Source organism: Pseudomonas sp. H9, from assembly GCF_004353925.1.
Classification (GTDB): Bacteria; Pseudomonadota; Gammaproteobacteria; order Pseudomonadales; family Pseudomonadaceae; genus Aquipseudomonas.
Map to the genome: position 1 here is coordinate 193,303 of NZ_SMOK01000007.1, position 23,662 is coordinate 216,964.

21 protein-coding genes and 1 riboswitch are annotated in these 23,662 nt (G+C 59.5%); of the genes, 12 read left to right on the forward strand and 9 right to left on the reverse strand.

All coding sequences use genetic code 11. The features are described from left to right. Nucleotides 1–40: 40 nt before the first annotated feature. Nucleotides 41–1,135, forward strand: coding sequence for a glycosyltransferase family 4 protein (locus E1573_RS05650; RefSeq protein WP_133211468.1), 1,095 nt, complete (start codon nt 41–43; stop codon nt 1,133–1,135). Between the two features lie 3 nt (nt 1,136–1,138). On the opposite strand, the gene E1573_RS05655 is transcribed toward E1573_RS05650, so the two are convergent. After that, on the reverse strand, nt 1,139–1,741 hold the full coding sequence (locus E1573_RS05655) for a toluene tolerance protein (protein WP_133211470.1): 603 nt from the start codon (nt 1,739–1,741) through the stop codon (nt 1,139–1,141). Nucleotides 1,742–1,841: 100 nt separating this feature from the next. On the opposite strand from E1573_RS05655, the gene E1573_RS05660 reads away from it, so the two are divergent. From E1573_RS05660 to hldE, 3 genes are all read left to right on the forward strand, one after another. After that, on the forward strand, nt 1,842–3,017 hold the full coding sequence (locus tag E1573_RS05660; RefSeq protein WP_133211687.1) for an O-antigen ligase: 1,176 nt from the start codon (nt 1,842–1,844) through the stop codon (nt 3,015–3,017). A 15-nt stretch (nt 3,018–3,032) separates the two neighbouring features. Then, nucleotides 3,033–4,847, forward strand: a complete 1,815-nt coding sequence (gene msbA / locus E1573_RS05665; protein WP_133211472.1) for a lipid A export permease/ATP-binding protein MsbA — start codon at nt 3,033–3,035, stop codon at nt 4,845–4,847. 131 nt (nt 4,848–4,978) lie between these two features. Further along, nucleotides 4,979–6,400: a bifunctional D-glycero-beta-D-manno-heptose-7-phosphate kinase/D-glycero-beta-D-manno-heptose 1-phosphate adenylyltransferase HldE gene (hldE, locus tag E1573_RS05670; protein WP_133211474.1), complete on the forward strand. Its 1,422-nt coding sequence runs from the start codon at nt 4,979–4,981 to the stop codon at nt 6,398–6,400. A 66-nt stretch (nt 6,401–6,466) separates the two neighbouring features. Here the strand turns inward: hldE and E1573_RS05675 are convergent, their stop codons facing one another. Genes E1573_RS05675 through E1573_RS05690 form a run of 4 tightly spaced genes read right to left on the reverse strand, consistent with a single transcriptional unit; the run spans nt 6,467 to nt 9,844 of the window. Further along, nucleotides 6,467–7,429: a metal ABC transporter ATPase gene (locus E1573_RS05675; RefSeq protein ID WP_133211476.1), complete on the reverse strand. Its 963-nt coding sequence runs from the start codon at nt 7,427–7,429 to the stop codon at nt 6,467–6,469. A gap of 47 nt (nt 7,430–7,476) precedes the next feature. Then, a complete protein-coding gene (locus E1573_RS05680; protein WP_133211478.1) occupies nt 7,477–8,286 on the reverse strand; it encodes an aldo/keto reductase in 810 nt (269 codons plus the stop codon). After that, nucleotides 8,283–9,458, reverse strand: a complete 1,176-nt coding sequence (locus E1573_RS05685) for an FAD-binding oxidoreductase (protein ID WP_133211480.1) — start codon at nt 9,456–9,458, stop codon at nt 8,283–8,285. The genes E1573_RS05680 and E1573_RS05685 overlap by 4 nt, the downstream gene beginning before the upstream one ends. A gap of 53 nt (nt 9,459–9,511) precedes the next feature. After that, nucleotides 9,512–9,844 (reverse strand): multidrug efflux SMR transporter, encoded by a 333-nt coding sequence (locus E1573_RS05690; RefSeq protein ID WP_133211482.1) that lies wholly within the window; start codon nt 9,842–9,844, stop codon nt 9,512–9,514. 87 nt (nt 9,845–9,931) lie between these two features. Between E1573_RS05690 and E1573_RS05695 the strand changes: the two genes are divergently transcribed. Further along, a complete protein-coding gene (locus E1573_RS05695) occupies nt 9,932–10,822 on the forward strand; it encodes a LysR family transcriptional regulator (protein ID WP_133211484.1) in 891 nt (296 codons plus the stop codon). A gap of 14 nt (nt 10,823–10,836) precedes the next feature. Continuing rightward, on the forward strand, nt 10,837–12,105 hold the full coding sequence (waaA, locus tag E1573_RS05700) for a lipid IV(A) 3-deoxy-D-manno-octulosonic acid transferase (RefSeq protein ID WP_133211486.1): 1,269 nt from the start codon (nt 10,837–10,839) through the stop codon (nt 12,103–12,105). 13 nt (nt 12,106–12,118) lie between these two features. Here waaA and E1573_RS05705 read toward each other — a convergent pair whose 3' ends face one another. The 3 genes from E1573_RS05705 to E1573_RS05715 form a co-directional block, all read right to left on the reverse strand. Beyond that, the gene (locus E1573_RS05705) at nt 12,119–13,354 is read right to left on the reverse strand and encodes a delta-60 repeat domain-containing protein (protein ID WP_133211488.1); all 1,236 of its coding nucleotides are present in this window, start codon (nt 13,352–13,354) and stop codon (nt 12,119–12,121) included. A gap of 192 nt (nt 13,355–13,546) precedes the next feature. Beyond that, nucleotides 13,547–14,782, reverse strand: coding sequence for a hypothetical protein (locus E1573_RS05710; protein WP_133211490.1), 1,236 nt, complete (start codon nt 14,780–14,782; stop codon nt 13,547–13,549). A gap of 156 nt (nt 14,783–14,938) precedes the next feature. Next, nucleotides 14,939–16,381 carry a TolC family outer membrane protein gene (locus E1573_RS05715; RefSeq protein ID WP_133211492.1) on the reverse strand — a complete coding sequence of 481 codons (1,443 nt, stop codon included), beginning with the start codon at nt 16,379–16,381 and terminating at the stop codon, nt 14,939–14,941. 142 nt (nt 16,382–16,523) lie between these two features. Then, nucleotides 16,524–16,628, forward strand: a riboswitch (TPP riboswitch). Between the two features lie 158 nt (nt 16,629–16,786). Between E1573_RS05715 and thiC the strand changes: the two genes are divergently transcribed. Both thiC and cytX read left to right on the forward strand, forming a co-directional pair. Continuing rightward, nucleotides 16,787–18,676, forward strand: coding sequence for a phosphomethylpyrimidine synthase ThiC (gene thiC / locus E1573_RS05720; protein ID WP_133211494.1), 1,890 nt, complete (start codon nt 16,787–16,789; stop codon nt 18,674–18,676). Nucleotides 18,677–18,778: 102 nt separating this feature from the next. Then, nucleotides 18,779–20,071, forward strand: a complete 1,293-nt coding sequence (gene cytX, locus E1573_RS05725) for a putative hydroxymethylpyrimidine transporter CytX (RefSeq protein ID WP_133211496.1) — start codon at nt 18,779–18,781, stop codon at nt 20,069–20,071. Here cytX and E1573_RS05730 read toward each other — a convergent pair. Continuing rightward, entirely contained in the window at nt 20,040–20,786 is a 747-nt protein-coding gene (locus E1573_RS05730; protein ID WP_133211498.1) for an RsiV family protein, read from the reverse strand. The two genes, cytX and E1573_RS05730, sit on opposite strands and share 32 nt — an antisense overlap. A 183-nt stretch (nt 20,787–20,969) precedes the next feature. On the opposite strand from E1573_RS05730, the gene E1573_RS05735 reads away from it, so the two are divergent. The 4 genes from E1573_RS05735 (at nt 20,970) to E1573_RS05750 (ending at nt 23,642) form a co-directional block, all read left to right on the forward strand. Continuing rightward, nucleotides 20,970–21,587 carry an NUDIX domain-containing protein gene (locus tag E1573_RS05735; RefSeq protein WP_133211500.1) on the forward strand — a complete coding sequence of 206 codons (618 nt, stop codon included), beginning with the start codon at nt 20,970–20,972 and terminating at the stop codon, nt 21,585–21,587. After that, nucleotides 21,578–22,030, forward strand: a complete 453-nt coding sequence (locus tag E1573_RS05740; RefSeq protein ID WP_133211502.1) for a DUF1249 domain-containing protein — start codon at nt 21,578–21,580, stop codon at nt 22,028–22,030. Before E1573_RS05735 ends, E1573_RS05740 begins: the two co-directional genes overlap by 10 nt. 84 nt (nt 22,031–22,114) lie before the next feature. Beyond that, entirely contained in the window at nt 22,115–22,930 is an 816-nt protein-coding gene (gene cpdA, locus E1573_RS05745) for a 3',5'-cyclic-AMP phosphodiesterase (protein WP_133211504.1), read from the forward strand. Between the two features lie 103 nt (nt 22,931–23,033). Then, entirely contained in the window at nt 23,034–23,642 is a 609-nt protein-coding gene (locus tag E1573_RS05750; protein WP_133211506.1) for a YqiA/YcfP family alpha/beta fold hydrolase, read from the forward strand. Nucleotides 23,643–23,662 lie beyond the last annotated feature (20 nt).

Below are 23,662 nucleotides of genomic sequence, written 5' to 3' on the forward strand. Positions count from 1 at the left end.
ATCTGCTCATCGTCCGATCCAAAGTAAGGGGTAATACCCCGTGAACATTGTCAATATCATGTGGGCGGGCGGTGCGCCGTACGTCTCTGTGCACAAAGTTCACCAGCAAATCCTGTCTCATGCACAACCGGGGGCTTCGGTCAGCAGTTGGCTATTGCAAGGGCAGGGCTCCTGCTGCAATGACGGGGCAACGCGTGAATGGCAACTCTCGCAGCGCCTGCTCAAAGGGCGGCATCTGTGGAAGTTGTTACAGCCTTGGATGCGTAGCCGCTTTCGCAATGCGCTGAAGCAGGCCGGTACTCAAGTGCTGCTGCTCGATGGTCTGGGTGTCTCACGCTTGGTGCTGCCGGAATTGCGGCGCCTGCCTGGCGTGCGGGCGACGGTGGTTTTTCACGGCAAGACCCGTCTGCATCGCGGTGATATTGCCTTGTTGCGCAGTTTCGACGCGCAACGGGTCAAGCTCGTCGCAGTTTCGCAGACATTGGCGACCCACTTGCAACAGGACCTTGGCGTGCCGGTGCACGTGCTGCGTTCGGCGCTTGAGCCCCAAGGGTTCCGTCAGGCGTTGTTGCCGCGGGACGCTGCGCGTCAGCGACTCGGGTTACCGCTGGAGGGTGGCCCGGTTCTCGGGGCGGTGGGCCGCCTGGTCGACAGCAAGGGGTTCGACCACTTGCTGGATGCCTTTGCGCTGGCACTTGAACAGCGACCTGATATGCGGTTGGTGATTCTGGGCGAAGGCAACGAACGCTCGATGCTTGAATCACGCATCAAGGCATTGGGGCTGGAGGCCGCGGTTACGCTTCAAGGCCATTGCAGTGAGATGTCCATGTTGTACCGGGCGTTTGACTGGGTGCTTATTCCCTCTCGGTCCGAGGGCCTGGGGCTGGTTCTGCAAGAGGCGGTGATGGCTGATGTGCCGGTCTTGTGCAGTGAGCTGTCAGTCTTTCGTGAGCAATTGGCGGATGCCGGGCGCTATGTTCGCGTGGGAGATGTTGCCGCGTGGGGGCAGGCAATCGTCGAGAGCGTCGCCCTTGACGGTAGCCAGGTGGCCCAGGCGCAATGCCAGGCCCTGGCGCCCGAGCAGGCTTGGCAACGCTTCAGTCAGACCGCAGGTGAGTTGCTGGGTAAGCCTTGAGGCTTAGCCCAGCAAGGCGCGCTCCAGCTCGGCGAGCGGAAACTTTTCTTGTAACCGCTCCCGGGCGATGTAGCGGGCGAAGTGCTGCACGTTCCGCTTGACCATGCGCTTGGACAGCGGCCCTCGCATGAAGCGCATGTCGGCCACGTCAATCAGGCCCATTTCCTGGCCCGGCGTCACGACAATGTTGCCAAGGTGCAGGGAGCGAAAGTAAACCCCTGAAGCGTGCAGCCTGCGGACCAGTGCCACCAGATCCGGCAGGCGCTCCTGCCAGCTGAAACCTGCTTTGCGAGACAGTTGGCTGAGGGTCTCTCCTGGCAACGGCTGATACAAGACCGCCGTCATCCCTGGTGCCTCCAGCTTGTAGTGCTTCAGTACCTTCAGTGTCGGAATTCCCTTTTTTTCCAACTGCAGCACATTGTCGATGAAGCGTTGGGAGTAAGGTCGCAGCAAGGCAGATGAAATTAGCCGCTTGCGCCTGAAGAGCTTGAGGATATTGCCATCATTTAGCAGGTAAACTTTGGCACCATAGCTGTCAGCCTCTAGCACCTGGGCGCCAAGGATGAGCTGGTTGAAGTCGACCTGGGGTAGCCGGAAACATTGCATGAATAGGGGCCTTGTCTACTGGCAAGCAAAATGACCGGCCATAATGCCGAAAAGTATAAAGATGCACCATGCCGGTGTGGTTGATTTGACGGGGATACGGATGATGTACGCAAGGCGCTGGGCGCAGACCTGGCTGGCGATAGGGTTTCTTTGGTTTCTGATGGCGATTGCCCTGGCACCAAGCAACAAGATTTATCAACAGGGGCTGGTGTTGTTCCTTTGGCTGCCTACGCTGGCATTGCTGTGGTCGGCACGTAGCGTTCTGGCTGATCTCTGGCAAACACAGCGCAGCTTGTGCCTGTCAGTTGTCTTGTTGCTGCTGTGGTCGGCGTTGAGCCTTTCCTGGGCAACAGAAGAGGACGCGACCCGCGAGATCAAGCGACTTCTGTACATTGCATTCTTCTTGCTGTTCTTCCCCCTGCTGGCCAATGCGGACTACGCACGGTTGATTAAGCTGATGCAATGGGCCGGGGTAGGGCTGGCAATTGCGGCGGTGATCTCCATCGTTCAGTTCTATGGTGTGCAAGCGCGGCCGTGGCTCCACAGGCTTGCCGGTATTGGCGAAATCTCCCATCCGATTCTAGGCGCGTACGTAATCGGCGCGGCTATTGTCTGGATGTTGCATTGGCCGCCACAACAGCGGTGGTTTCAGGGGCTGTGGGTGGTGTCACTGCTGGTGCTAGGTGCATTTATGGTGTTGTGCCAAAGCCGGGGCGCGGCATTGGGACTATTGATTACCTTGGTGGCGACGCCGTTGTGGCGCCGCGATCGCTGGAGCTACTTAATCGCAGGGGGCGCAATCGCTGTTGCTATAGCTGGCTTTGTATTTATGTATGCGCAAATCACGGGGCGGGGCACGTCCTACAGGCCAGAGATTTTTCAGTCCAGCTTGCAGATAATTTCAGAGCACCCCTGGACAGGGATTGGTCTAGGTAGCTTCTATAAGGTTACAGCCTTGGGGCGGCCCTTCGATCACACCCACAACATGTTCACCCACATTGCCATCGAACTGGGTATTCCCGGCATGCTGCTGTGGTTGGCTGTCTGGCTCTGCGTACTGCGGGAGATCTGGCGGGTTCGCACAACGGTATTCGGTCGCGGCCTGATGGGGCTGTGGTTGTTCTCTACCCTGGCCATGCAGTTCGATGCAGCGAGCCTGGCCGATACGCCGCGGGCCGAATGGTTTATCAGTTGGTTGCCGGTGGGGTTGGCGATGGCGTTGGTCTGGGTGCATGCCCGTCGCCCGGGCTGTGATAAAATTGCCGGTTCAATCTGAACAGCGAGCTCGACGATGGCCGAAACACCGCTAAAGGCGGAGCAGCAGAGCAGCTCCAGCCTGAAAATCTACTTCCGGCTACTGAGCTATGTGAAACCGTATATCGGCATTTTCATGCTGAGTATTCTCGGTTTTGTGATCTTTGCCTCCACCCAGCCGATGCTGGCAGGCATTCTCAAGTATTTCGTCGATGGCTTGAGTAACCCGCAGGCGGTGCTGTTCCCCAATGTGCCTTATTTGCGGGATCTGCAACTGTTGCAGGCAGTGCCGCTGCTGATCGTATTGATTGCCGCCTGGCAGGGTCTGGGGTCGTTCCTGGGTAATTACTTCCTGGCCAAGGTGTCGCTCGGGCTGGTTCATGACCTGCGGGTCGAGTTGTTCAACAAGTTGTTGGTGCTCCCTAACCGCTACTTCGATAACCACAACTCTGGCCACTTGATTTCCCGTATTACCTTCAACGTGACCATGGTCACCGGTGCGGCCACCGATGCCATCAAGGTGGTGATCCGTGAAGGTCTGACGGTGGTGTTCCTGTTCATTTACCTTTTGTGGATGAACTGGAAACTGACCCTGGTCATGCTGGCAATCCTGCCAGTTATTGCGCTTATGGTCGGCAGTGCGAGCAAGAAGTTTCGCAAGCAGAGCAAGAAAATTCAGGTGGCAATGGGCGATGTGACCCACGTGGCCTCGGAAACCATTCAGGGCTATCGCGTGGTGCGCAGCTTCGGCGGTGAGAGCTACGAACAGCAGCGCTTTGCCAATGCCAGCCAGAGCAATACCGACAAACAGCTGCGCATGACCAAGACCGGAGCGGTGTACACCCCCATGCTGCAACTGGTGATTTACAGCGCAATGGCTGCGCTGATGTTCCTGGTGCTGTTCTTGCGTGGGGAGGCCACCGCAGGCGACCTGGTTGCTTACATCACCGCCGCTGGCCTGCTGCCCAAGCCGATTCGCCAGCTGTCGGAAGTCAGCTCGACGATCCAGAAGGGCCTGGCTGGTGCCGAAAGCATCTTCGAGCAACTGGATGAAAAGCCGGAAGTCGATAACGGCACTGTAGAGCTGGACCGGGTTGAGGGGCGACTTGAAGTACGCAACTTGAGCTTCACGTATCCCGGTACCGAGCGTCAGGTGTTGTCTGATATTTCCTTTACCGCTGAGCCTGGCCAGATGATTGCCCTGGTGGGGCGCTCGGGCAGTGGCAAGTCGACATTGGCGGGGCTGATTCCCCGGTTCTATCACCATGATCAGGGGCAGATCCTCCTCGATGGTGTGGAGATCGAGGAGTACAAGCTGCGCAACCTGCGTCGCCATGTTTCTCAGGTAACCCAGCATGTGACCCTGTTCAACGACACCGTGGCCAACAACATTGCCTACGGCGATCTTGCGGGGGCGCCTCGTGCGGAGATCGAAGCTGCGGCGGCTGATGCGTATGCCAAGGAATTTGTCGACCAGTTGCCGCAGGGCTTCGATACCCAGGTTGGCGAGAACGGCGTGTTGCTCTCTGGTGGTCAGCGCCAACGCCTGGCAATCGCCCGGGCGTTGCTGAAAAATGCACCGCTACTGATCCTCGATGAGGCCACCTCCGCACTGGATACCGAGTCGGAACGGCACATTCAGGCGGCACTCGACCATGTCATGAAAGGCCGTACTACACTGGTTATCGCTCATCGTCTGTCGACCATCGAGAAGGCTGACATGATCCTGGTCATGGATCAGGGCAAGTTGGTCGAACGTGGCACACATGACGAATTGCTGGCCGCCAACGGTTACTACGCCAGGCTTCACGCCATGGGCCTGGATGAACCGACCAAGGCTGACATTACGTAAGCCAGATGCCGGAGCCCGTCCTGGGCTCCGGTTGTTTTCTTGCAATAGCTTGTCGGAAAGGCAGCAATCAAGCCTTAGCCTTGCCTGTGCTAATATCCTGCCCCTGTTAATTTTGTATATATGGGTTGCCCATGAAGTTGTCCATGCCGCGTTTCGATCAAGCCCCGGTGCTGGTGGTGGGCGATGTCATGCTCGACCGCTACTGGCATGGCGGTACCTCGCGCATTTCGCCTGAAGCACCGGTGCCGGTGGTCAAGGTCGAGCAGATCGAGGACCGCCCTGGTGGTGCGGCCAACGTTGCCTTGAACATCGCTGCCCTGGGTGCGCCAGCAGCACTGATCGGGGTTACCGGTCAGGACGAGGCCGCCGAAAGCCTGGCCAACAGCCTGCAGGCAGCCGGTGTGCGTTCGGTTTTCCAGCGTATTGCGCACCAGCCAACCATCGTCAAGCTGCGGGTCATGAGCCGCCACCAGCAATTGCTGCGAATCGACTTCGAAGAACCCTTCGCCACCGATCCGCTGTCATTGAGCGCAGAAGTTGACACCCTGCTCGAAGGGGTCAAGGTCCTGGTGTTGTCGGACTACGGCAAAGGTGCCTTGAAGAATCATCAGAGTCTCATCCAGGCCGCGCGTGCCAAAGGCATCCCGGTGCTGGCCGACCCTAAGGGCAAAGATTTTTCGATTTACCGGGGTGCCAGTCTGATCACGCCGAACCTCAGCGAGTTCGAGACCATTGTCGGGCGCTGCGCTGATGAAGCGGAACTGGTGGCCAAGGGCGGCCAGTTGATGCGTGAGCTGGAGCTGGGAGCCTTGCTGGTGACGCGCGGCGAACATGGTATGACCTTGTTGCGTCCGGATCATCCGGCCTTGCACTTGCCAGCCCGTGCCCGTGAAGTTTTTGACGTCACCGGTGCCGGTGATACGGTGATCTCGACCCTGGCCGCTGCCATTGCTGCCGGCGAAGAGCTGCCGCATGCCGTGGGTCTGGCCAATCTGGCCGCCGGTATCGTGGTGGGCAAGCTGGGTACCGCTGCCATCAGTGCGCCGGAACTGCGTCGTGCCATTCAGCGTGAAGAAGGTTCTGAACGTGGTGTGCTGAGTCTCGAACAGTTGTTGCTGGCTATCGACGATGCGCGTGCCCATAAAGAAAAAATTGTGTTCACCAACGGCTGTTTCGACATCCTTCATGCCGGCCACGTGACCTACCTTGAACAGGCGCGCGCCCAAGGTGATCGCCTGATCGTTGCAGTCAACGATGATGCGTCGGTCAGCCGTCTGAAGGGGCCGGGTCGCCCGATCAACAGCGTAGACCGCCGGATGGCAGTACTGGCTGGTCTTGGCGCGGTGGACTGGGTTATCAGCTTCCCTGAAGGTACGCCGGAAAACCTACTCACCCAGGTCAAGCCTGATGTGTTGGTAAAGGGCGGGGATTACGGGATCGACCAAGTGGTTGGTGCCGACATCGTCAAGGCTTATGGCGGTACCGTGAAGGTGCTGGGGTTGGTTGAGAACAGCTCGACCACTGCCATCGTCGAGAAGATTCGCAAGAACTGATCACGCTATCGCGGGGCAAGCCCGCTCCCACAGTTGGCATCTGTGGGGGCGGCTTGCCCCGCGAATTTATTTGCGTAACCCACCGCGCGCCATCTGCAACAACTCCCTCGCCTTGCCCGTCAGCCGTTGCAGACCGGTATCTGCTTTCGGAGTCGTCAGCCCTTGCTGGCTGATCCAGTCTTTCCAGCGAATGCGTTCATCTCTGACCACCCAGCCCTCTTGCCGGGCAAAGCTTTCGGCCAGGTAAACACCGCGTGTGCTCGCCGGTAGCAGGCGATCTTTCTTCAGGGTGTACAACTCGGCGCGCGGGTGCCCATCCTCCAGCGGCATCAAGTACAAGTCGGGGCGCGTACGGTTGAGACGGGCCACCAGTTGGTCGCCTTCAAGCCGCTCATCGACATGAAACAGGCTCAGCGGTTTTGCTTCGCGTGGCACCTGCAGTCGCAGGTCATAGATCAGCTGCAATGAGGCTGTCGGCAGGTGTACGTAAGCCCTGGGTCGTTCCAGCAGTTGCAGGTTGGCACAGCGCACCGGCCTTGCAGCACCCGACTGCGGAGTTAGCACAAAAGGCAGTGCTTCGCGGTAGTGCAGGGCATCGGCATAAGGCGCCGGCAGCCAAGTGTCATTGAAGCGGCCGCCCAGCCAACCCTCCGGGGTTTCCAGCAAGCACTCTTCAGCCACTTCCTGGACAGCGGTGTGCAGCGGCAGGTTCAACTCCTGGGCGGGCACATAGCCGGATATCAATTTCAGCACCACGTCGCCACGGTCTTGACGGCGCTGACGCACCAGCACCCAGTAATCACGGTTCTGCCAGTGCAGGGTCAGGCGCACGGAAACACCGAGGTTGGCCAGTTCAACGGCGAAACGCTGGGTGTCGGGCAACTGTATTTGCTTGCGCCGTTGTTGGGTCTGAGAGAAGTTCTGTGGCTTGCCGATGCTTTGGTAGCACAGCCCCTCGGGGCTGGCTTCGACGTGCAAGGGCAGGGTTTTGAAGTTGCTCGGGTTCTTGCGGATCAGCGTTCGCGGCATGTCGGCTCCTTCTTGCGTTGGGGTCGGCCGCGACGGCGGCGTTGGCGTCAGCAATTCAACAGATCGGCAACGGTGGCTACGTTATGCGCCAGATGTACGGGATTGATGGTGCCGACGATAGCACTGCTTACACCCGGATGACTAAACAGTAGCTCAAAGCTGGCGCGCACTGGGTCGACACCCGGGCTGAGGCAGGCGTGTCCGCTGGCCAGGGCTTTTTTCACCAGAATGGCTTTGCCATGCTCGGCGGCGTAGTCGAGTACCGGGCGTTCTGCCTGTTCGTTCAGATTGTAGGTGACCATCGCGCAATCGCCGCGCTCAAGTGCTTTCAATCCACCTGCTGCAGTTTTGCCGGACAAGCCGAATGCGCCAATCTTGCCTTCTTGTTTCAAGGCTTCGAGGGTTTGGTAGACCTCTTCGTGTTCAAGGATGTGCAGGTCATTGCCATCGGAATGTACCAGCACCAGATCAATGTGCTCGGTTTCCAGGCGCTTCAGGCTACGCTCGACGGAAAAGCGCGTGTGCGTAGCGCTGAAGTCGAAGCGTGACTGGCCGTTGTCGAATTCTTCACCCACTTTACTGACGATCACCCACTGTTCGCGCTGGCCACGCAGCAAGGGGCCAAGGCGTTCTTCGCTATGGCCATAGGCCGGCGCGGTATCGATCAGATTGATACCCAGCTCGCGGGCCTGCGCCAACAACAGGCGAGCCTGATCGTCATCCGGAATGGTGAAGCCATTGGGGTACTTGACCCCTTGATCGCGCCCCAGTTTGACGGTGCCCAAGCCTAATGGGGAAACGCGCAGGCCGGTGCTGCCCAGCGGGCGGTGCAGCGTGTGCAGGCTAGGCAGGCTCATGGCAGCAGTTGCTCCCAGACTGGCACAGCCAGCGGTGGCTTGGGCAAGTCAGACAGCGGGGCTTGAGCGGTAGGCTTGATGCCGTCGCGTTCAAGGTGGCTCAACACGCGGTCGGCAAAGTCGGGCGCCAGTGCCAGCTTGGTCGGCCAGCCAACCAACAAACGATCGTGCTCGGCAAGGAAGGCATTGTCTGGGCGTACCAGACCCGATTGCGCAGGTTCTGCACGATCGACGCGAACGGTTGCCCAGCGTACCTGGCTCAGGTCGATCCAGGGCAGCAGGTGGGAGACTTCTTTTTTCGCCGCGGCAATTTGCGCGTCGGGCTCGCGGGCCACGCCATCGGCTTCAGCCAGGTCGCCGCCCATGTACCACACCCACTGGCCGTCGGCAGCAGGGTGGCTGGTGACAGTGATGCGCGGCTTGGGGCCGCCGCCCAGGCAATGGGCATACAGGGGTTTGAGGCTGGCGCCCTTGGCAATCACCATGTGCAGTGGGCGGCGCTGCATGGCAGGTTGGCTCAGGCCAATGGCTTCCAGTAGCGCAGCGTTACCAGCACCGGCGCTGAGGACGATGCGTTGAGCACGGATTTCGTGGCCATCGACGCGCAGGCCGACCAGATCGCCGGCTTCTTGCACAGGTTCGATTTGCTGGCCCGCCAGCAGGCTGTCGCCGGCCAGCTCAGCCAGCCGGGTCAGCAGGCTGGGGACATCGATCACCAGCTCGGCCAGGCGATAGACTTTGCCTTTGAAAGCGCGGTCTTGCAGGGCGAGAGGCAGTTGATCGCCTTTGACCTGATCAACACGGCCACGCACGGCCTTACTGGCGAAGAAGCTGGTCAAGTTGCCAGCGATGGTGCCGGGTGACCACAGGTAATGTGCATCGGACAGCAGGCGTACGCTCGACAGGTCAATCTCGCCGCTGCCCGCGATGGCTTCGCTCCAGCGCCGTGGCATATCGGCAATGGCTTCCGAGGCGCCAGTCAGTGCGCCATGCAGGGCATATTTGGCGCCGCCATGAATGATCCCTTGGGACTTGAGGGTTTGCTCGCCACCAAGGCTGGCGCGTTCCACCACGACCGTCGAATACCCCAGGCGGCGTAGGCGAGCGTTGAGCCAGAGGCCTGCGACCCCTGCGCCGACGATCAGTACGTCGGTGGAAATAACGGATGGCATGCATGCACCTCACAAGCTTGGACAGAAGCCCAGTATACAGCCTGTGAGCGCAATCAATGCCCGACGGTTTTCGAGAACAGCTGGATCACCACCACGCCGCCAACAATCATGGCCATGCCGAGCATGGCCGGGGTGTCCAGCTTCTGCCCGTAGATCACCAACGCCACGATACTGATCAAGACAATGCCCAGGCCCGACCAGATGGCGTAGGCGATCCCCACCGGAATGCTGCGTACCACAAGGGTCAGCATCCAGAATGCTACGCCATAGCCGCAGATCATCAATAACAGGGGCAGAGGGGTACTCAGGCCTTTGACGGCCTTCATTGAGGCGGTGGCGATGACTTCGGCGCAGATAGCGATAGCCAGGTAGGTGTAGGCGTTCATGTCGGTGTTCCTCTGTTCTGGCTGGGCATTTTAGAGCAAGCCCGGATGGGGTAAAGTCATTACCTATCTTTTATGGAGATAGGTTGCATGGCGCAACAATGGAATCTGGAGCAACTGAGACTGTTTGTCGGCGTGGCCGAGCAGCGCTCGTTTTCAGCGGTGGCCCGTGCGCAACGTAAGGCGCAGTCGGCGGTGAGCAATGCCATTGCCCTGCTTGAGGCTGACTTGGGCGTGACTTTGTTTGAGCGCAGCAGCGGTCGCCAGCCGCGTCTGACTGAAGCCGGAGCGGCCTTGCTGGAAGAAGCGCGTGAACTGTTGCGTCAATGCGAGCGCCTCGACGGTCGGGCGTTGGCGCTCATGCGTGGGCAAGAGGCGCAATTGCGTGTGGCCCAGGACGAAGCCATGCCGTATCAACCTGTCATCGATAGCCTTGATGAGCTGGCCCGGCAGTTCCCCCTGCTTGAAGTGCAACTGGCCAGCGGTGCCCAGGGCGATGTGGCGCGTCGGCTGGTTGAGCGCCGCGCGGACCTGGGCTTGCTGTTCCGTCACGAGAACATGCCGCACGCGTTGGAGCGGCGTGCCTTGGGCAAGGTCGAGATGGTAACGGTGTGTGCGGTCAATCACCCCTTGGCGCAGGTCGGGCGTGTCAATCGTCAACAGCTCGCGCGCCATCGCCAGCTACTGATCGCGCCGCGAGAAAGCGGCTACTCCGGTGGCGACCCCATCAGCCCGCAAGTTTGGCGGGCCGATAGCTTCTATGCCATGGCGGAATTGTTGATGCGTGGCCTGGGTTGGGCCTGGTTGCCTCGGCATGTGGTGCAGTACCCGACGTATCAGGCACAGATGGTCGAGCTGAGCAGTGAGTGGACGCCGCCTGCGCTAGTGGTGGAGCTGGTCTGGCGGCGTGATGAACCCCTCGGGCCTGCGGCGCAGTGCCTGGCCGAACGCTTCGCAGTGCACTTGCGCGCCATTGGCTAGTACACTTCGGCGCCATGAACAGAACTCTCTATACCTTGCTGTTTCACCTGGGCCTGCCACTGGTTGCGCTGCGCCTGTTTCTGCGCTCGCGCAAGGCACCTGCGTACGGTCAGCGGATCGGCGAACGCTTTGCCATGAACCTGCCCGCGATGCGCAAAGGCGGGATCTGGGTGCATGCCGTGTCGGTGGGTGAAAGCATTGCGGCGGCGCCGATGATTCGTGCCTTGTTGCAGGCTTATCCACAACTGCCGATCACCATCACCTGCATGACCCCGACCGGTTCGGAGCGGGTGCGGGCGATGTTTGCCGATGAGCCGCGCATTCAGCATTGCTACCTGCCCTACGACTTGCCGTGGGCAGCAGGGCGCTTTCTCGATCACATCCAGCCAAAGCTGGCGGTGATCATGGAAACCGAGCTGTGGCCTAATCATATTCACCAATGTGCCAAGCGCGGCATTCCAGTGGCCTTGGCCAATGCGCGGTTGTCTGAACGTTCGGCCCGTGGTTATGCGCGCTTCGCCGGGCTGACCCGACCCATGCTGGCGCAGATGAGCCTGATAGCGGTACAGACCGAGGCCGAGGCCACGCGTTTTCGCCAGTTGGGCGCGCGACCGGAGTGTGTTGAGGTAACCGGCTCGATCAAGTTCGACTTGCGCATCGACGAACAGTTGCTGCCGCGTGCCCGAGCGCTGCGTGAGCAGTGGCAGGCCAGCCAGCGTCCGGTATGGATTGCCGCCAGCACCCACGAAGGCGAGGACGAAGTAATTCTCGACGCGCATCGCCAGTTGCTTGCGCATCATGCCGATGCCTTGCTGATTCTGGTACCGCGTCATCCTGAGCGTTTCAACGCGGTGGCTGCCTTGTGTTCGGCGCAGTTCCCGACCATTCGCCGCTCCAGTGCCGAGCTGGTGAAGCCAGAGACGGCGGTGCTACTCGGCGACACCATGGGCGAGCTGCTGTTTCTCTACGCACTGGCCGACATCGCCTTTGTCGGCGGCAGCCTGGTGCCCAATGGTGGGCACAACGTGCTGGAGCCGGCGGCGCTGTCGTTGCCGGTATTGAGTGGCCCGCACTTGTTCAACTTTTTGGAAATTGCCGCGATGTTGCGCGAAGCTGGGGCGTTGCAGGAAGTGGATGATGCCCAAGGGTTGGCCGCTGCCGTGCGGCGACTGATCGAATTGCCGCGTGACGCGCAACGCATGGGCGCTGCGGGGCTGGCGATCATGCAAGCCAACCAGGGCGCTTTGCAGCGCTTACTGGCCGGCCTTGGGCGGTTGCTTTGATCCATTGTTCACGTCAGGAAGCGTTCGGCTTGTAACAGGCTACGATGCCCTCGTAGTTGTTGCTGGCATCGCGGGCGGTACCGCAGATCAACAGGTTGTTTTGCGCGTCCAGGTACATGCCCATGCCCGTTGAGCGCTCCGGTCCCAGCCCCCAGCCGCCGGATGTGAAGTCGTTATCCAGTGTGCCATCGGCCCGGTAGGCCGCTGCGTAAAAGCGTGGATCGCTGCCGTCCTGAAAGGTCGTCTGGCCGACGATGTAAACATGATCATCACGGCGTGTCGTGACATGCCTGGCGTCAGCTTGCCTGCCTGCGGGATTCAACAGCACCGGCTTGCCTTTGTTGAAGCCTTCGTCTATCGCGCCTGCTGTGTTCAGTCGGGTCAGCAGGGCGCCATTTTTATTCTCCGTCGTGTGGGCGAATCCAGCGATGCTCAGTGAAATATTCGGCCGGCTGGAGAGTCCGGTGAGCCGGACAAAATTGGCATCGGTGCGTGAGATCGGTTTCGAACCCTCTTTGCCGAAATCGGTGTCCAGCGCTCCGGAAAGGTGAAAGCGCGCTACATAGCCAGACGCACCTACATAACCCACGACGAGAATGTGCTCGCCGAGCACCATGGCACTTTGCAGTTCAATGACCCGTTTGTCATTAAGTCGCGGGAGTAGATAGCCGCCGTCCCCGAAGTCGCTGTTGAGTGCGCCGCTTTCATCCAGCTTGAGCAGGTACCCGGTTTCCGCAGAGGCGATCAGGTAGCCCTCGTCAGGCAGGCGAAATGCGTTGAGGTTGTTCGCGCCGGTACTTTTCGCGCGTTTTGACTTGGACTTGGCTGCGGCCAACGCTTCCTGGTTTGTTCCTGACTGATCCTTGAACACCGCAAAACCTTTTTCACCGAAGTCGGTGTCAGCAGCACCTGTGCTGTCAAATCGGGCAGCGGCAGGGTACATCTCGGCCTCTACCAGAGTGCCGACCAGAAAAATCTTTCCGTCGTCTTGCACAAAGGCTTTCGGATTTAAAAACAGCGAACCCTCAGCTTTTGGAAACTCATGTTCGATGAAGCCCTTGCCGTTGAATGTGAGGTCGATTGCTCCACTGCTGGTCAAACGACCGATATTGAAATCGCCTCTTTCATGGTCTGATTCGCCGAACACCAGAATCTTGTTGTCTTTGGTTGGGCAAAGTGTGCCGATGCTGGTGCTGAAGGCGGTTTTGGTCAGCCAGATCGGGCTGAGTGCATTGTTGAGTGTGCCCATACTGATAGCGTCCCGTGCAAGTGAAGTGAGGATTGCCGGGTTCAGCCTACGGGCCAGTCAGAGAGGGCGAAACTGGTAGAAATGTCAGTTGTAAGTGCGGGGGGTAGGGTGTAACGGGGCATCGTGCGATGCCCCTGTATCAGGACGTGCTGGTCTCAGTTTTCATGCCGGGCGTCGACGTTGGCCTTCAGGTCAGGATGCGTTTAGCTTGTAACAGGCCACAATGCCCTGGCGCTTATTGCCGGCATCGAGGACGCTACCACAGATCAACATGTTGCCCTGCGTGTCCACGTACATACTCACGGCCAGTGAGTGCTCAGGCCCCAGTCCCCAGCCGTCGGGTGTAAAGCGGTTATCGAGGGTACCATCGGGTCGGAAGGCCGCAGCGTAAAAGCGCGCATCACTCAAGTCTTGACGATTGGTCTGACCAACGATGTAAAAGGTTTCATTTTTGTCACTTTGCGGTGAAGCGACTTGCCTGCAATCTGCTAGCCTGCCATCAGGGCGAAGCACCAAGGGCGTTCCGTTGTTGAAACGCTTGTCCATATTGCCTTCGACGGTCACCCGGGTGAGCAGAGCAGCAACGTCAGTGCCGATGGAGGTTTCTCCAGCAAGGTTCAGCAAGGTTGTGTCAGTGCTGGACAGCGCATATAGGCCGACTTTCCTATCATCGGCGAGCGAGATGATTCGTGCACCCTCGTTGCCGAAGCTTGTGTCTGGTGCGCCTGTCAGGGTAAAGCACGCGACGGCGCCGCTGGTTCCCGCAGAACCCGCCACAAAAATGCGTTCGCCGAGCACGATGGCAGTTGGCGTAACAATGTCGTCACCGTTCGCCAGCTTGGGGCGCAGGTAGCCTTTATCGCCGAACCCGGTGTAGATCGAGCCATCATCCTTGATGCGAAGCAGGTAACCTTTTTCCGTAGAAACAATCAGGTAACCGCCGAGGGCAAGACTTGATGCGCTGAGGGCTTTGACGCTGCTGCCCTGTCTGGGAATGGAGCGGAGTTCGGCGCTGCTCAGCGTGTCTGTTGCGTTTGTCCAGCGCAGGCTCTTGAACTCAACAAAGCCTTTATCGCCGAAGCTTTCGTCTGCTGCGCCGTTGCTCAGGAACCGTGCCGCGACGGGATAGAGGTCGAAGATCGTACCCGTAGCCCCGACCATGAAAATCTTTCCATCACTTTGCTGGTGGGCGCTGATCGGAAAAAACATCGGGTTCCCGTTGTAGGCAAACGAGTGCTCGATGTAGCCCGTGCCGTTAAAGGTTGGGTCTAGCGTTCCATCACTGTTCAAGCGGGCGAGGGTGAAGGTGTTGGAGTTGGGGTTGGGTTCACTGAATACCAGGATTTTGTTGCCTTCGGCGGGGCAAAGCGTGCCATTGATCTCGCTGAATTCAGTTTTGGTGATCCAGGCTGGGTTGAGTGTGCTCATGCTGATAGCGTCCCGTGCAAGTGAAGTGAGGATTGCCGGGTTCAGCCTACGGGCTAGCCAGAGAGGGCGAAACTGATAGAAATGTCAGTTGTAAGCGCGGGGGATAGGGTGTAGCGGGGCATCGTGCGATGCCCCTGTATCAGGCGGTGGCCAGGATCAGTTTTCCGGGGGGCGGGCGTCAAAATTGGCCTTTGCCAAGGCTGCCAGATCCGGCGGCAGGAAGTCTTTGTCTGGGTTGTAGTCGGGCTTCAGGTAACGGCTCAGATCTGTCAGATCCTGTGGGCTCAAAGTGCCCGCCGCTTGCTTGAGGCGCAGGTTATCGAGGATGTAGTCGTAGCGCGTGTTGTTGTAGTCACGCACCGAGGTGTACAGCTGACGCTGGGCGTCGAGCACATCGACGATGTTACGGGTACCGACCTGATAACCGATTTCGGTGGCTTCCAATGCACTCTGGTTGGAGATGATCGACTGCTTGCGTGCCTGTACCTGTTCGACGTCGGTGTTGACCGCACGGTGCAGGTTGCGGGTGTTTTCCACCACCTGGCGACGCAGGCTTTCACGTTGCTGTTCGCTCTGGCTGAGGCGCTGGTAAGCCTCGCGTACTTGCGAGCTGATCAGGCCACCACTGTAGATCGGGATGTTCAGTTGCAGGCCAATGGAGGTCTGCTCAACGTCACCGCTGTAGTTCTGGCCGGTGAGGTTAGGGTTGGTGAACCCGAGGTTGTCGTTGTCACCTTTCTGGTACTGCGCAACGGCATCCAGAGTCGGCGCGTGCCCGGCCTTGCGCTGACGCAGGGTCTCTTCGGCAGCCGTGACGGCATAGTTGGTCGCCTGCAGGTTGAGGTTCTGTTTGCCCGCAGTTTCGACCCAGATCTTGGCATCGTTAGGCACCGGTACCTGCACGGGCAGGGTATGGCGGATGCCCTGGATCGAGTTGTAGTAGTTGTTGGTCAGGGTGATCAACGCTTCGAATGCGTCATCGACTTGGCGTTGTGCCACGATCCGGTTGGCGCGGGCGGTGTCGTAACTGGCCTGGGATTGCAGCACGTCGGTCTTGTCAGAAAGGCCGACGTCGAAGCGCTCGTTGGACTGGTCCAGTTGCCGCTTGAACGCCGCCTCTTCAGCCTTGGTCGAAGCCAGGTTGTCCTGGGCACGCAACACCGCGAAATAGTTTTCGGCGGTTTGCAGAATCAGATTCTGTTCAGTGGCCGACAGCTCCAGTGCCGATTGCTCGTTGACCGCTTCGGCAGCTTGCAGCTGGAACCAGCGATCGGCACGGAACACCGGCTGAGCCAAGGTCGCGGACCAGGAATTGCCACTGCGGTTGGAGGTGACCGACGGGCTGTCGATCTTGGTCCGGGTGTTCTGCATTTCGGCGCCGGCCGACAGATTAGGCAGCAAGCCCGCACGCGCCTGGGGCACCACTTCTTTCTGGGCGCCGTAGTTGGCGCGGGCCGCTGCCAGGTCAGCGTTATTGTCCACAGCTTCCTGATACACGCTGACCAGGTCGTTTTTCGCTGACAAGGGCACGTCTGCTGCCCAGGCCATTCCGTTGGTAGCACAAGACACGGCGAGGGCCAGTGAAAGTTTGCGCAGCATAGGGCGATCCTTGAACAAATGAGTCTTTCTGAAGCGGTGAGTGTAGATGCGCAGACACTTTGCAACAATCTGCCATTTGCGCCATTTATCGTGCCTGTGTTTGTAGTGTTGGCTTTGCAGGCAAGTCCAGTCTAGACTGGACGCGTTCTTGTCGGGGTGCCTTGCGTTGAGGCTGAGATCGGATAATCCGGATCCCGTTGAACCTGATCAGGTTAACGCCTGCGTAGGGAACAAGATTTCTCGCTTTCCCGGCGAGTCTCTTGTGTCAGGTCCGGGAATGTCGAGCCAGCCGTAAGCGCTGCAGGCATCACCCGCACATCTGGCACAGCACCGCTCTTGGTGCGTCCGTGCCTTTCAGGTTCTCCCCGACATTCCACCGCTAGGAAGCCGTTTGGAGAGCCTGTGATGAGTAAACAAGAAAAATATATTACCAATCTGAGTGAGTCGGCCCAGGTCGATCAACAGTCGGTACAGCCGTTCGCCCGTTCTCGCAAAATCTATGTCGAAGGCTCGCGCTCGGACATCCGTGTGCCGATGCGTGAAATCAGCCTGGACGACACCCCGACCGACTTCGGCGGTGAAGCCAACGCCCCGGTGCTGGTCTATGACACCTCCGGCCCCTACACCGATCCCAATGTCACCATTGACGTGCGTAAAGGCCTGGGCGATGTGCGCTCGGCCTGGATCGATGCCCGTGGCGACACCGAGCGCCTGGCCGGTCTATCGTCTGACTTCGGTCAGCAGCGCCTGGCAGATGCCGAGCTGACCAAGCTGCGCTTCGCCCATGTGCGCAATCCGCGCCGGGCCAAGGCCGGTGCCAACGTCAGCCAGATGCACTACGCGCGCCAAGGCATCATCACCGCCGAGATGGAATACGTTGCCATCCGCGAGAATATGAAACTGCAGGAAGCCCGCGCCGCAGGGCTGCTCGATCAGCAGCATGCCGGGCACAGCTTTGGTGCCAGCATTCCCAAGGAAATCACGCCAGAGTTCGTGCGTGAAGAAATCGCTCGCGGCCGCGCCATCATTCCCGCCAACATCAACCATGTTGAGCTGGAACCGATGATCATTGGCCGAAACTTCCTGGTGAAGATCAACGGCAACATCGGTAACAGTGCCCTGGGCTCTTCCATCGAAGAAGAAGTGGCCAAGCTGACCTGGGGTATTCGCTGGGGTTCGGACACGGTCATGGACCTGTCCACCGGTAAACACATTCACGAAACCCGTGAGTGGATCATTCGCAACTCGCCAGTGCCGATCGGTACCGTACCGATCTACCAGGCGCTGGAAAAGGTCAATGGCATTGCCGAAGACCTGACTTGGGAGCTGTTCCGCGACACCCTGATCGAGCAGGCCGAGCAAGGCGTGGACTACTTCACCATCCACGCCGGTGTACTGCTGCGCTATGTCCCGCTGACTGCCAAGCGTGTAACCGGTATTGTCAGCCGTGGTGGTTCGATCATGGCCAAGTGGTGCCTGGCGCATCACAAAGAGAACTTCCTCTACACCCATTTCGACGAAATCTGCGAAATCATGAAGGCCTACGACGTCAGCTTCTCGCTCGGCGATGGCCTGCGTCCTGGCTCGATTGCCGATGCCAACGACGCCGCACAGTTCGGTGAGCTGGAAACCCTCGGCGAGCTGACCAAAATCGCCTGGAAGCACGATGTCCAGTGCATGATCGAAGGCCCCGGCCACGTGCCGATGCAGTTGATCAAGGAGAACATGGACAAGCAGCTGGAGTGCTGCGATGAGGCGCCGTTCTACACCCTGGGCCCACTGACCACCGACATTGCTCCGGGCTACGACCACATCACCTCCGGTATCGGTGCGGCGATGATCGGTTGGTTCGGCTGCGCCATGCTCTGCTACGTAACACCTAAGGAGCACCTGGGGCTGCCGAACAAGGACGACGTCAAGACTGGGATCATCACTTACAAGATCGCCGCCCATGCGGCCGACCTTGCCAAGGGGCATCCGGGTGCACAAATTCGTGACAACGCCTTGTCCAAAGCGCGTTTCGAGTTCCGCTGGGAAGACCAGTTCAACCTCGGCCTGGATCCGGACACCGCGCGTTCGTTCCATGATGAGACCCTGCCCAAGGACTCGGCCAAGGTCGCCCACTTCTGCTCCATGTGTGGGCCGAAGTTCTGCTCGATGAAAATTACCCAGGAAGTGCGTGAGTACGCCGCCAACCAGCGCATTGATGCGGTGGACGTCGCGGTCGAGGACGGCATGCGTGAGCAGGCCGAGCGGTTCCGCCAGGAAGGCAGCCAGTTGTACAAGAAGGTGTAACCAGATCGCGGGGCAAGCCCGCTCCTACAGCCCTTGTGGGAGCGGGCTTGCCCCGCGATACATAACCAAAACAACAACTCTCTCCCTGTCGAGACCCCCTTTGTGAGCACACCCAGCCAGTTCTCCCCCGATCACCCGGTTACTAACCAGCAGCGCGTCCTCAGCGGCCGTGACCTCTGCTCCTTATGGTTCTCCCTCGGCATCGGCCTGATGGTCCTGCAGACCGGCGCCTTGCTCGGTCCGGGACTGGGGCTGGCTAATGCGGTGCTGGCGATCATCCTCGGTACCACCGTCGGTGTGCTATTGCTGGCAGCAGTAGGCGTTATTGGTAGTGATACCGGCCTTTCGTCGATGGCAGCCCTGCGTCGCAGCCTGGGTCGCGATGGCGCTCGACTGCCCGCTTTACTTAACTTGCTGCAGCTGATTGGCTGGGGCTCGTTCGAAATTATCGTCATGCGTGATGCCGCCAGCCTGCTGGGCGCCCGCGCCTTCGGTGAAGGCAGCGCGCTGACCAATCCGTTGTTGTGGACCCTGATTTTCGGCGCCCTGGCGACTCTGCTGGCCGTCAGCGGGCCGCTGACCTTTGTGCGTAAAATCTTGCGCAAATGGGGTATCTGGCTGTTGCTCGGTGCCTGCCTGTGGCTGACCTGGAACCTGTTCGCCAAGGCCGACCTGGCTGCGTTGTGGGCGCGGGCCGGTGACGGTTCGATGTCCTTGGCAGTGGGTATCGACATCGCGATTGCCATGCCGTTGTCGTGGTTGCCTCTGATTGCAGATTACTCACGATTCGCCCGTCATGGCAGCCGCGTATTTATCGGCACGGCGCTGGGCTATCTGCTGGGTAACGTCTGGATGATGAGCCTGGGCGTGGCCTACACTCTGGCCTTTGCCCCGGCGGGCGAGGTCAATACCTTGCTGTTGGCACTGGCTGGCGCAGGCATTGGGATTCCGTTGCTGCTGATCCTGCTCGATGAGTCGGAGAAGGCGTTTGCCGACATCCATTCAGCCGCAGTTTCCACTGGCCTGTTGATTCGCTTGAAGGTCGAGCATCTGGCGCTGGCGCTTGGTGTGCTGTGCACCTTGATCGCGTGCTTCGCGCCGCTGGCGCAGTACCAGAACTTCTTGCTGCTGATCGGTTCGGTGTTCGCGCCACTGTTCGGCGTGGTGCTGGTGGATCACTTCATCGTCCGTCGCCGTCGCAATGATGCCAGCCCGATTCACAGCCTGCACTGGCGGGCGCTGGTAGCCTGGGCTTGCGGCGTCGCGACCTACCATGTGCTGGCACACTACGCCGCCGATGTTGGCTCGACCCTGCCCGCATTGCTGCTGGCAGGGTGTGTGTACTGGGCGGCAGCGCCGTCGGTTATCCGCGGCCCGGAAACAACTGCGGCTTGATCACACCGTTCAGGCGCGGGTAGGGGATCTTCAGTTCGATGTGGCCCATGGAATACGGGGCGATGGCATACACTTCGTACTTGAGCACTACCGCGCCGTAGGTCAGGGCAATGTGCGGGGTCTGCTTGAAGGGCCAGGTTTTGACGAACTCGGCGTCTTTGTCCATACCGGTGCTGATCAGCCAGGCCCGGTGGGCTTCTTCGGCGGTCTTCCAGAAGGTCTCTTCCTGGCCGGGTACCAGCATGTCCTGCAGGGTCAGGACTTTGTCCTGCTGGCGAGAGAAGTTGATAAAGCCACGCCCCGGCATACCGTGGGCGCCGCCGGTGTCCAGATAACTGGACAACTCGATGATCACCAGTCCGTCATGCTGCTCGCGTACCTTGGCCTGCAAGTAGCTGCTGTGGCGCGGTTCGGCGCTGGCCATGAACTGCTCTTCATAGGCTTTGAGCGAGCTGGGCAGGGCGTTGTGCTGGTTGTCCTGGGTCATTTGCAGCAGGCGTTTTTCGACAATCGCATCCAGTTTCGGGTTGGCCGGGAAGTGAATGGTGTCGATGTTGACCAATGGGCAATCGGCCGTGGTGCAACCGGGCTTGATGTGCTCCCAGCGGTCGCGCTTGACCTCCAGTGGCGTGCGCATGTTGGGCTGGAACAGGCTTTGACAGGCCCCCAGGGCCAAGGCCAGCACGGCCACAGTAGTCAGTTTCGCAAGCGTCATGATGATCCTTTCAGGCAAAGGTAATCGGGCTTGGACCGTCGGCAAGGCCTTCAGTTCGCCACTAAGCTGAATATCAGCAGGCTGCCTATCCTCGCAGCCCGGCCTACAAACTTAAAGGGGTGAAACACAGCGGAACGCAGGTTAGGATTGCGCGATGCTGTGACAGAAGTAATGAGGATTCCCATGTCAGATACACCGAACACTGTGCCCAAGGATGTCGAGATCGTCGAGCGGGTGAACTGCTTCAAGGGGTTTTACCAGCTTGACCGTGTACGCTTGCGTCACGAGTTGTTCGCCGGTGGCATGGGCCGCGAAATCAGCCGTGAGCTGTTCGTGCGCCACGACGCTGTGTGTGTACTGCCTTACGACGCCCAGCGTGATGAAGTGGTACTGATCGAGCAGTTCCGGGTCGGTGCGATGGGCAAGGTAAGCAACCCCTGGCTGATTGAACTGGTCGCTGGTCTGATCGACAAAGATGAACAGCCGGAAGAAGTTGCACACCGTGAAGCGCAGGAGGAAGCTGGGCTTGTGTTCAGCGCGCTGTGGCCGATGACCCGGTACTTCCCGTCACCCGGCGGCAGCGATGAATTTGTCCACCTGTATCTAGGCCAGTGCAGCAGCCTTGGGGCGGGCGGCCTGCATGGGCTGGAAGAAGAGGGTGAAGATATTCGCGTGAAGGTCTGGGCGTTCGAAGATGCCTTGCAGGCCGTGCGCGATGGGCAGATCGCCAATGCGGCAAGCATTATTGCCTTGCAGTGGCTGGCCTTGAATCGAGATGAAGTCAGGGGGCTATGGTCGTGAATCTTTTGCGCGAACGCTACCGGGTCGATCTGGTCGGGTTGCAGGCTGCCTGCGAGGCCAACTATGCGCGTCTGATGCGCTTGTTGCCTGACATGCGCACAACCATGAGTTCGCGCCGAATTGGTATGACCCAGGGTGACCAGATGCTTGGTGTGCTGGTGTTGGACGTTGTGCTTGCGTGCCCCTACACCACCACCTTGCGCGTGCGTCAGGAACATAGCCTGCCGTGGTTGCCGGTACCGCAGTTGGAGGTGCAGGTTTACCACGATGCGCGTATGGCCGAAGTGGTCAGCGCTGAGCATGCCCGGCGCTTTCGCAGCATCTACCCGTACCCGAATGCAGCGATGCACCAACCTGACGAAAAGGCTCAACTGAACCTGTTCCTTGGTGAGTGGCTGAGCCACTGCCTGGCCTGTGGCCATGAGCTGGCCGTCGTTCGCTGAAATGTGACGCTGGTCGATTTCGAGTATTTGCTCAAGAGGCGCTAGCCGCCATAATCGTGCTGAATCCGTTCAAGGAGCCGGCCCTTGCCGCAATCCTCTATTCCCCTCAGTGCAGCCCCTGTGCATGTGGTGCAACTGACTGACAGCCATTTGTTTGCCGATGCGCACGGCACGCTGCTGGGCATGAATACCCGAGACAGCCTGCAGCGGGTAATCGAAAAGGTGCGTGAAGAACAGCCGCGCATTGACCTGCTGCTGGCCACCGGCGACTTGTCTCAAGATGGCACCGAAGCCTCCTACGCCAGTTTTCGTGACCTGACAGCTGCACTTGGGGCGCCAGCCCGTTGGCTGGCGGGCAACCACGACGAACCTGTGCCCATGGAGCGCGTCGCCCAGGGTAGTGATCTGCTTGAGCCTCTGCTGGATATCGGCAACTGGCGCATCCTCACGCTCAACTCGGCAGTACCGGGGGCGGTGCCGGGTGTGCTCGACGACGGCCAATTGGCGTTGCTTGAGCAATCGCTGCGGGATGCGCCCGAGCGCCATCACCTGATTTGTTTTCACCACCAGCCAGTGCCCATCGATTGTGCCTGGATGGCGCCAATTGGCCTGCGTAATGCCGAAGCATTGTTTGCCTTGTTGAAAGGTTATCCACAGGTGCGAGCACTGCTGTGGGGGCACATTCATCAAGAATGGGATCAATGGCACGGCGACGTACGTTTGCTGGCCTCGCCTTCCACTTGCATTCAGTTTGAGCCGGGTAGCGAGGACTTCAAAGTGGGTGAGCAGGCCCCCGGTTACCGCTGGCTGCGCCTGCACGTGGATGGCTCGATCGAGACCGGCGTTTCACGGGTGACCGACTTTGCTTTCACCATCGACTACGCGGGCGACGGCTATTAAATGTTGCTGAATGGGTGAAACTGCTCCAACTGCCGCCGAACAGGCTAAAATGCGCGCTTTCCTGCCTGGCATTGCCAGGCCATACAGGTGCAGTGAGGACGGCATGTCGGGTTCGATTCTCTATATTCACGGGTTCAACAGCGCGCCCACATCAAAGAAAGCCTGCCAGTTGACCGCTGTGATGCAGGCAATCGGCCTGGGTGATCGCCTGCGGGTGCCTGCACTGCACCACCATCCGCGTGAAGCCATGGCGCAGCTTGAAGCCGCGCTGGCCGAGCTTGAATCGCCATTACTGGTCGGCAGCTCCCTCGGCGGCTACTATGCCACCCATCTGGCTGAGCGCCATGGGCTCAAGGCATTGCTGGTTAACCCGGCGGTCAACCCGCACCGCCGGTTTGACGGTTACCTGGGCATCCAGAAGAACCACTACACCGGTGAGTCCTGGGAGCTGACCCTGGATCATGTAGAGGCACTGGCTGAGCTTGAAGTTGCACCGCCCACAGATGGCGAGCGCTATCAGGTCTGGCTGCAAACTGCCGACGAGACCCTCGACTACCGTGAAGCCGAGCAGTTCTACCGGGCCTGCGCATTGCGCCTCCAGGCCGGCGGCGACCATAGCTTCCAGGGTTTCGCCGAACGCCTGCCAGCGTTGCTGAGCTTTGCCGGTATTGCCCCGCAGCAGTATCAAACGCTCGATTTTTCTGTATTTTGATGACTTATATTCACCTACGA

Coding starts and splice junctions, on each gene's coding strand:
- E1573_RS05655 (WP_133211470.1), bottom strand. CDS start 1,741: ATGCAATGTTTCCGGCTACCCCAGGTCGACTTCAACCAGCTCATCCTT.
- E1573_RS05660 (WP_133211687.1), top strand. CDS start 1,842: ATGATGTACGCAAGGCGCTGGGCGCAGACCTGGCTGGCGATAGGGTTT.
- msbA (WP_133211472.1), top strand. CDS start 3,033: ATGGCCGAAACACCGCTAAAGGCGGAGCAGCAGAGCAGCTCCAGCCTG.
- hldE (WP_133211474.1), top strand. CDS start 4,979: ATGAAGTTGTCCATGCCGCGTTTCGATCAAGCCCCGGTGCTGGTGGTG.
- E1573_RS05675 (WP_133211476.1), bottom strand. CDS start 7,429: ATGCCGCGAACGCTGATCCGCAAGAACCCGAGCAACTTCAAAACCCTG.
- E1573_RS05680 (WP_133211478.1), bottom strand. CDS start 8,286: ATGAGCCTGCCTAGCCTGCACACGCTGCACCGCCCGCTGGGCAGCACC.
- E1573_RS05685 (WP_133211480.1), bottom strand. CDS start 9,458: ATGCCATCCGTTATTTCCACCGACGTACTGATCGTCGGCGCAGGGGTC.
- E1573_RS05690 (WP_133211482.1), bottom strand. CDS start 9,844: ATGAACGCCTACACCTACCTGGCTATCGCTATCTGCGCCGAAGTCATC.
- E1573_RS05695 (WP_133211484.1), top strand. CDS start 9,932: ATGGCGCAACAATGGAATCTGGAGCAACTGAGACTGTTTGTCGGCGTG.
- waaA (WP_133211486.1), top strand. CDS start 10,837: ATGAACAGAACTCTCTATACCTTGCTGTTTCACCTGGGCCTGCCACTG.
- E1573_RS05705 (WP_133211488.1), bottom strand. CDS start 13,354: ATGGGCACACTCAACAATGCACTCAGCCCGATCTGGCTGACCAAAACC.
- E1573_RS05710 (WP_133211490.1), bottom strand. CDS start 14,782: ATGAGCACACTCAACCCAGCCTGGATCACCAAAACTGAATTCAGCGAG.
- E1573_RS05715 (WP_133211492.1), bottom strand. CDS start 16,381: ATGCTGCGCAAACTTTCACTGGCCCTCGCCGTGTCTTGTGCTACCAAC.
- thiC (WP_133211494.1), top strand. CDS start 16,787: ATGAGTAAACAAGAAAAATATATTACCAATCTGAGTGAGTCGGCCCAG.
- E1573_RS05730 (WP_133211498.1), bottom strand. CDS start 20,786: ATGACGCTTGCGAAACTGACTACTGTGGCCGTGCTGGCCTTGGCCCTG.
- E1573_RS05735 (WP_133211500.1), top strand. CDS start 20,970: ATGTCAGATACACCGAACACTGTGCCCAAGGATGTCGAGATCGTCGAG.
- E1573_RS05740 (WP_133211502.1), top strand. CDS start 21,578: ATGGTCGTGAATCTTTTGCGCGAACGCTACCGGGTCGATCTGGTCGGG.
- E1573_RS05750 (WP_133211506.1), top strand. CDS start 23,034: ATGTCGGGTTCGATTCTCTATATTCACGGGTTCAACAGCGCGCCCACA.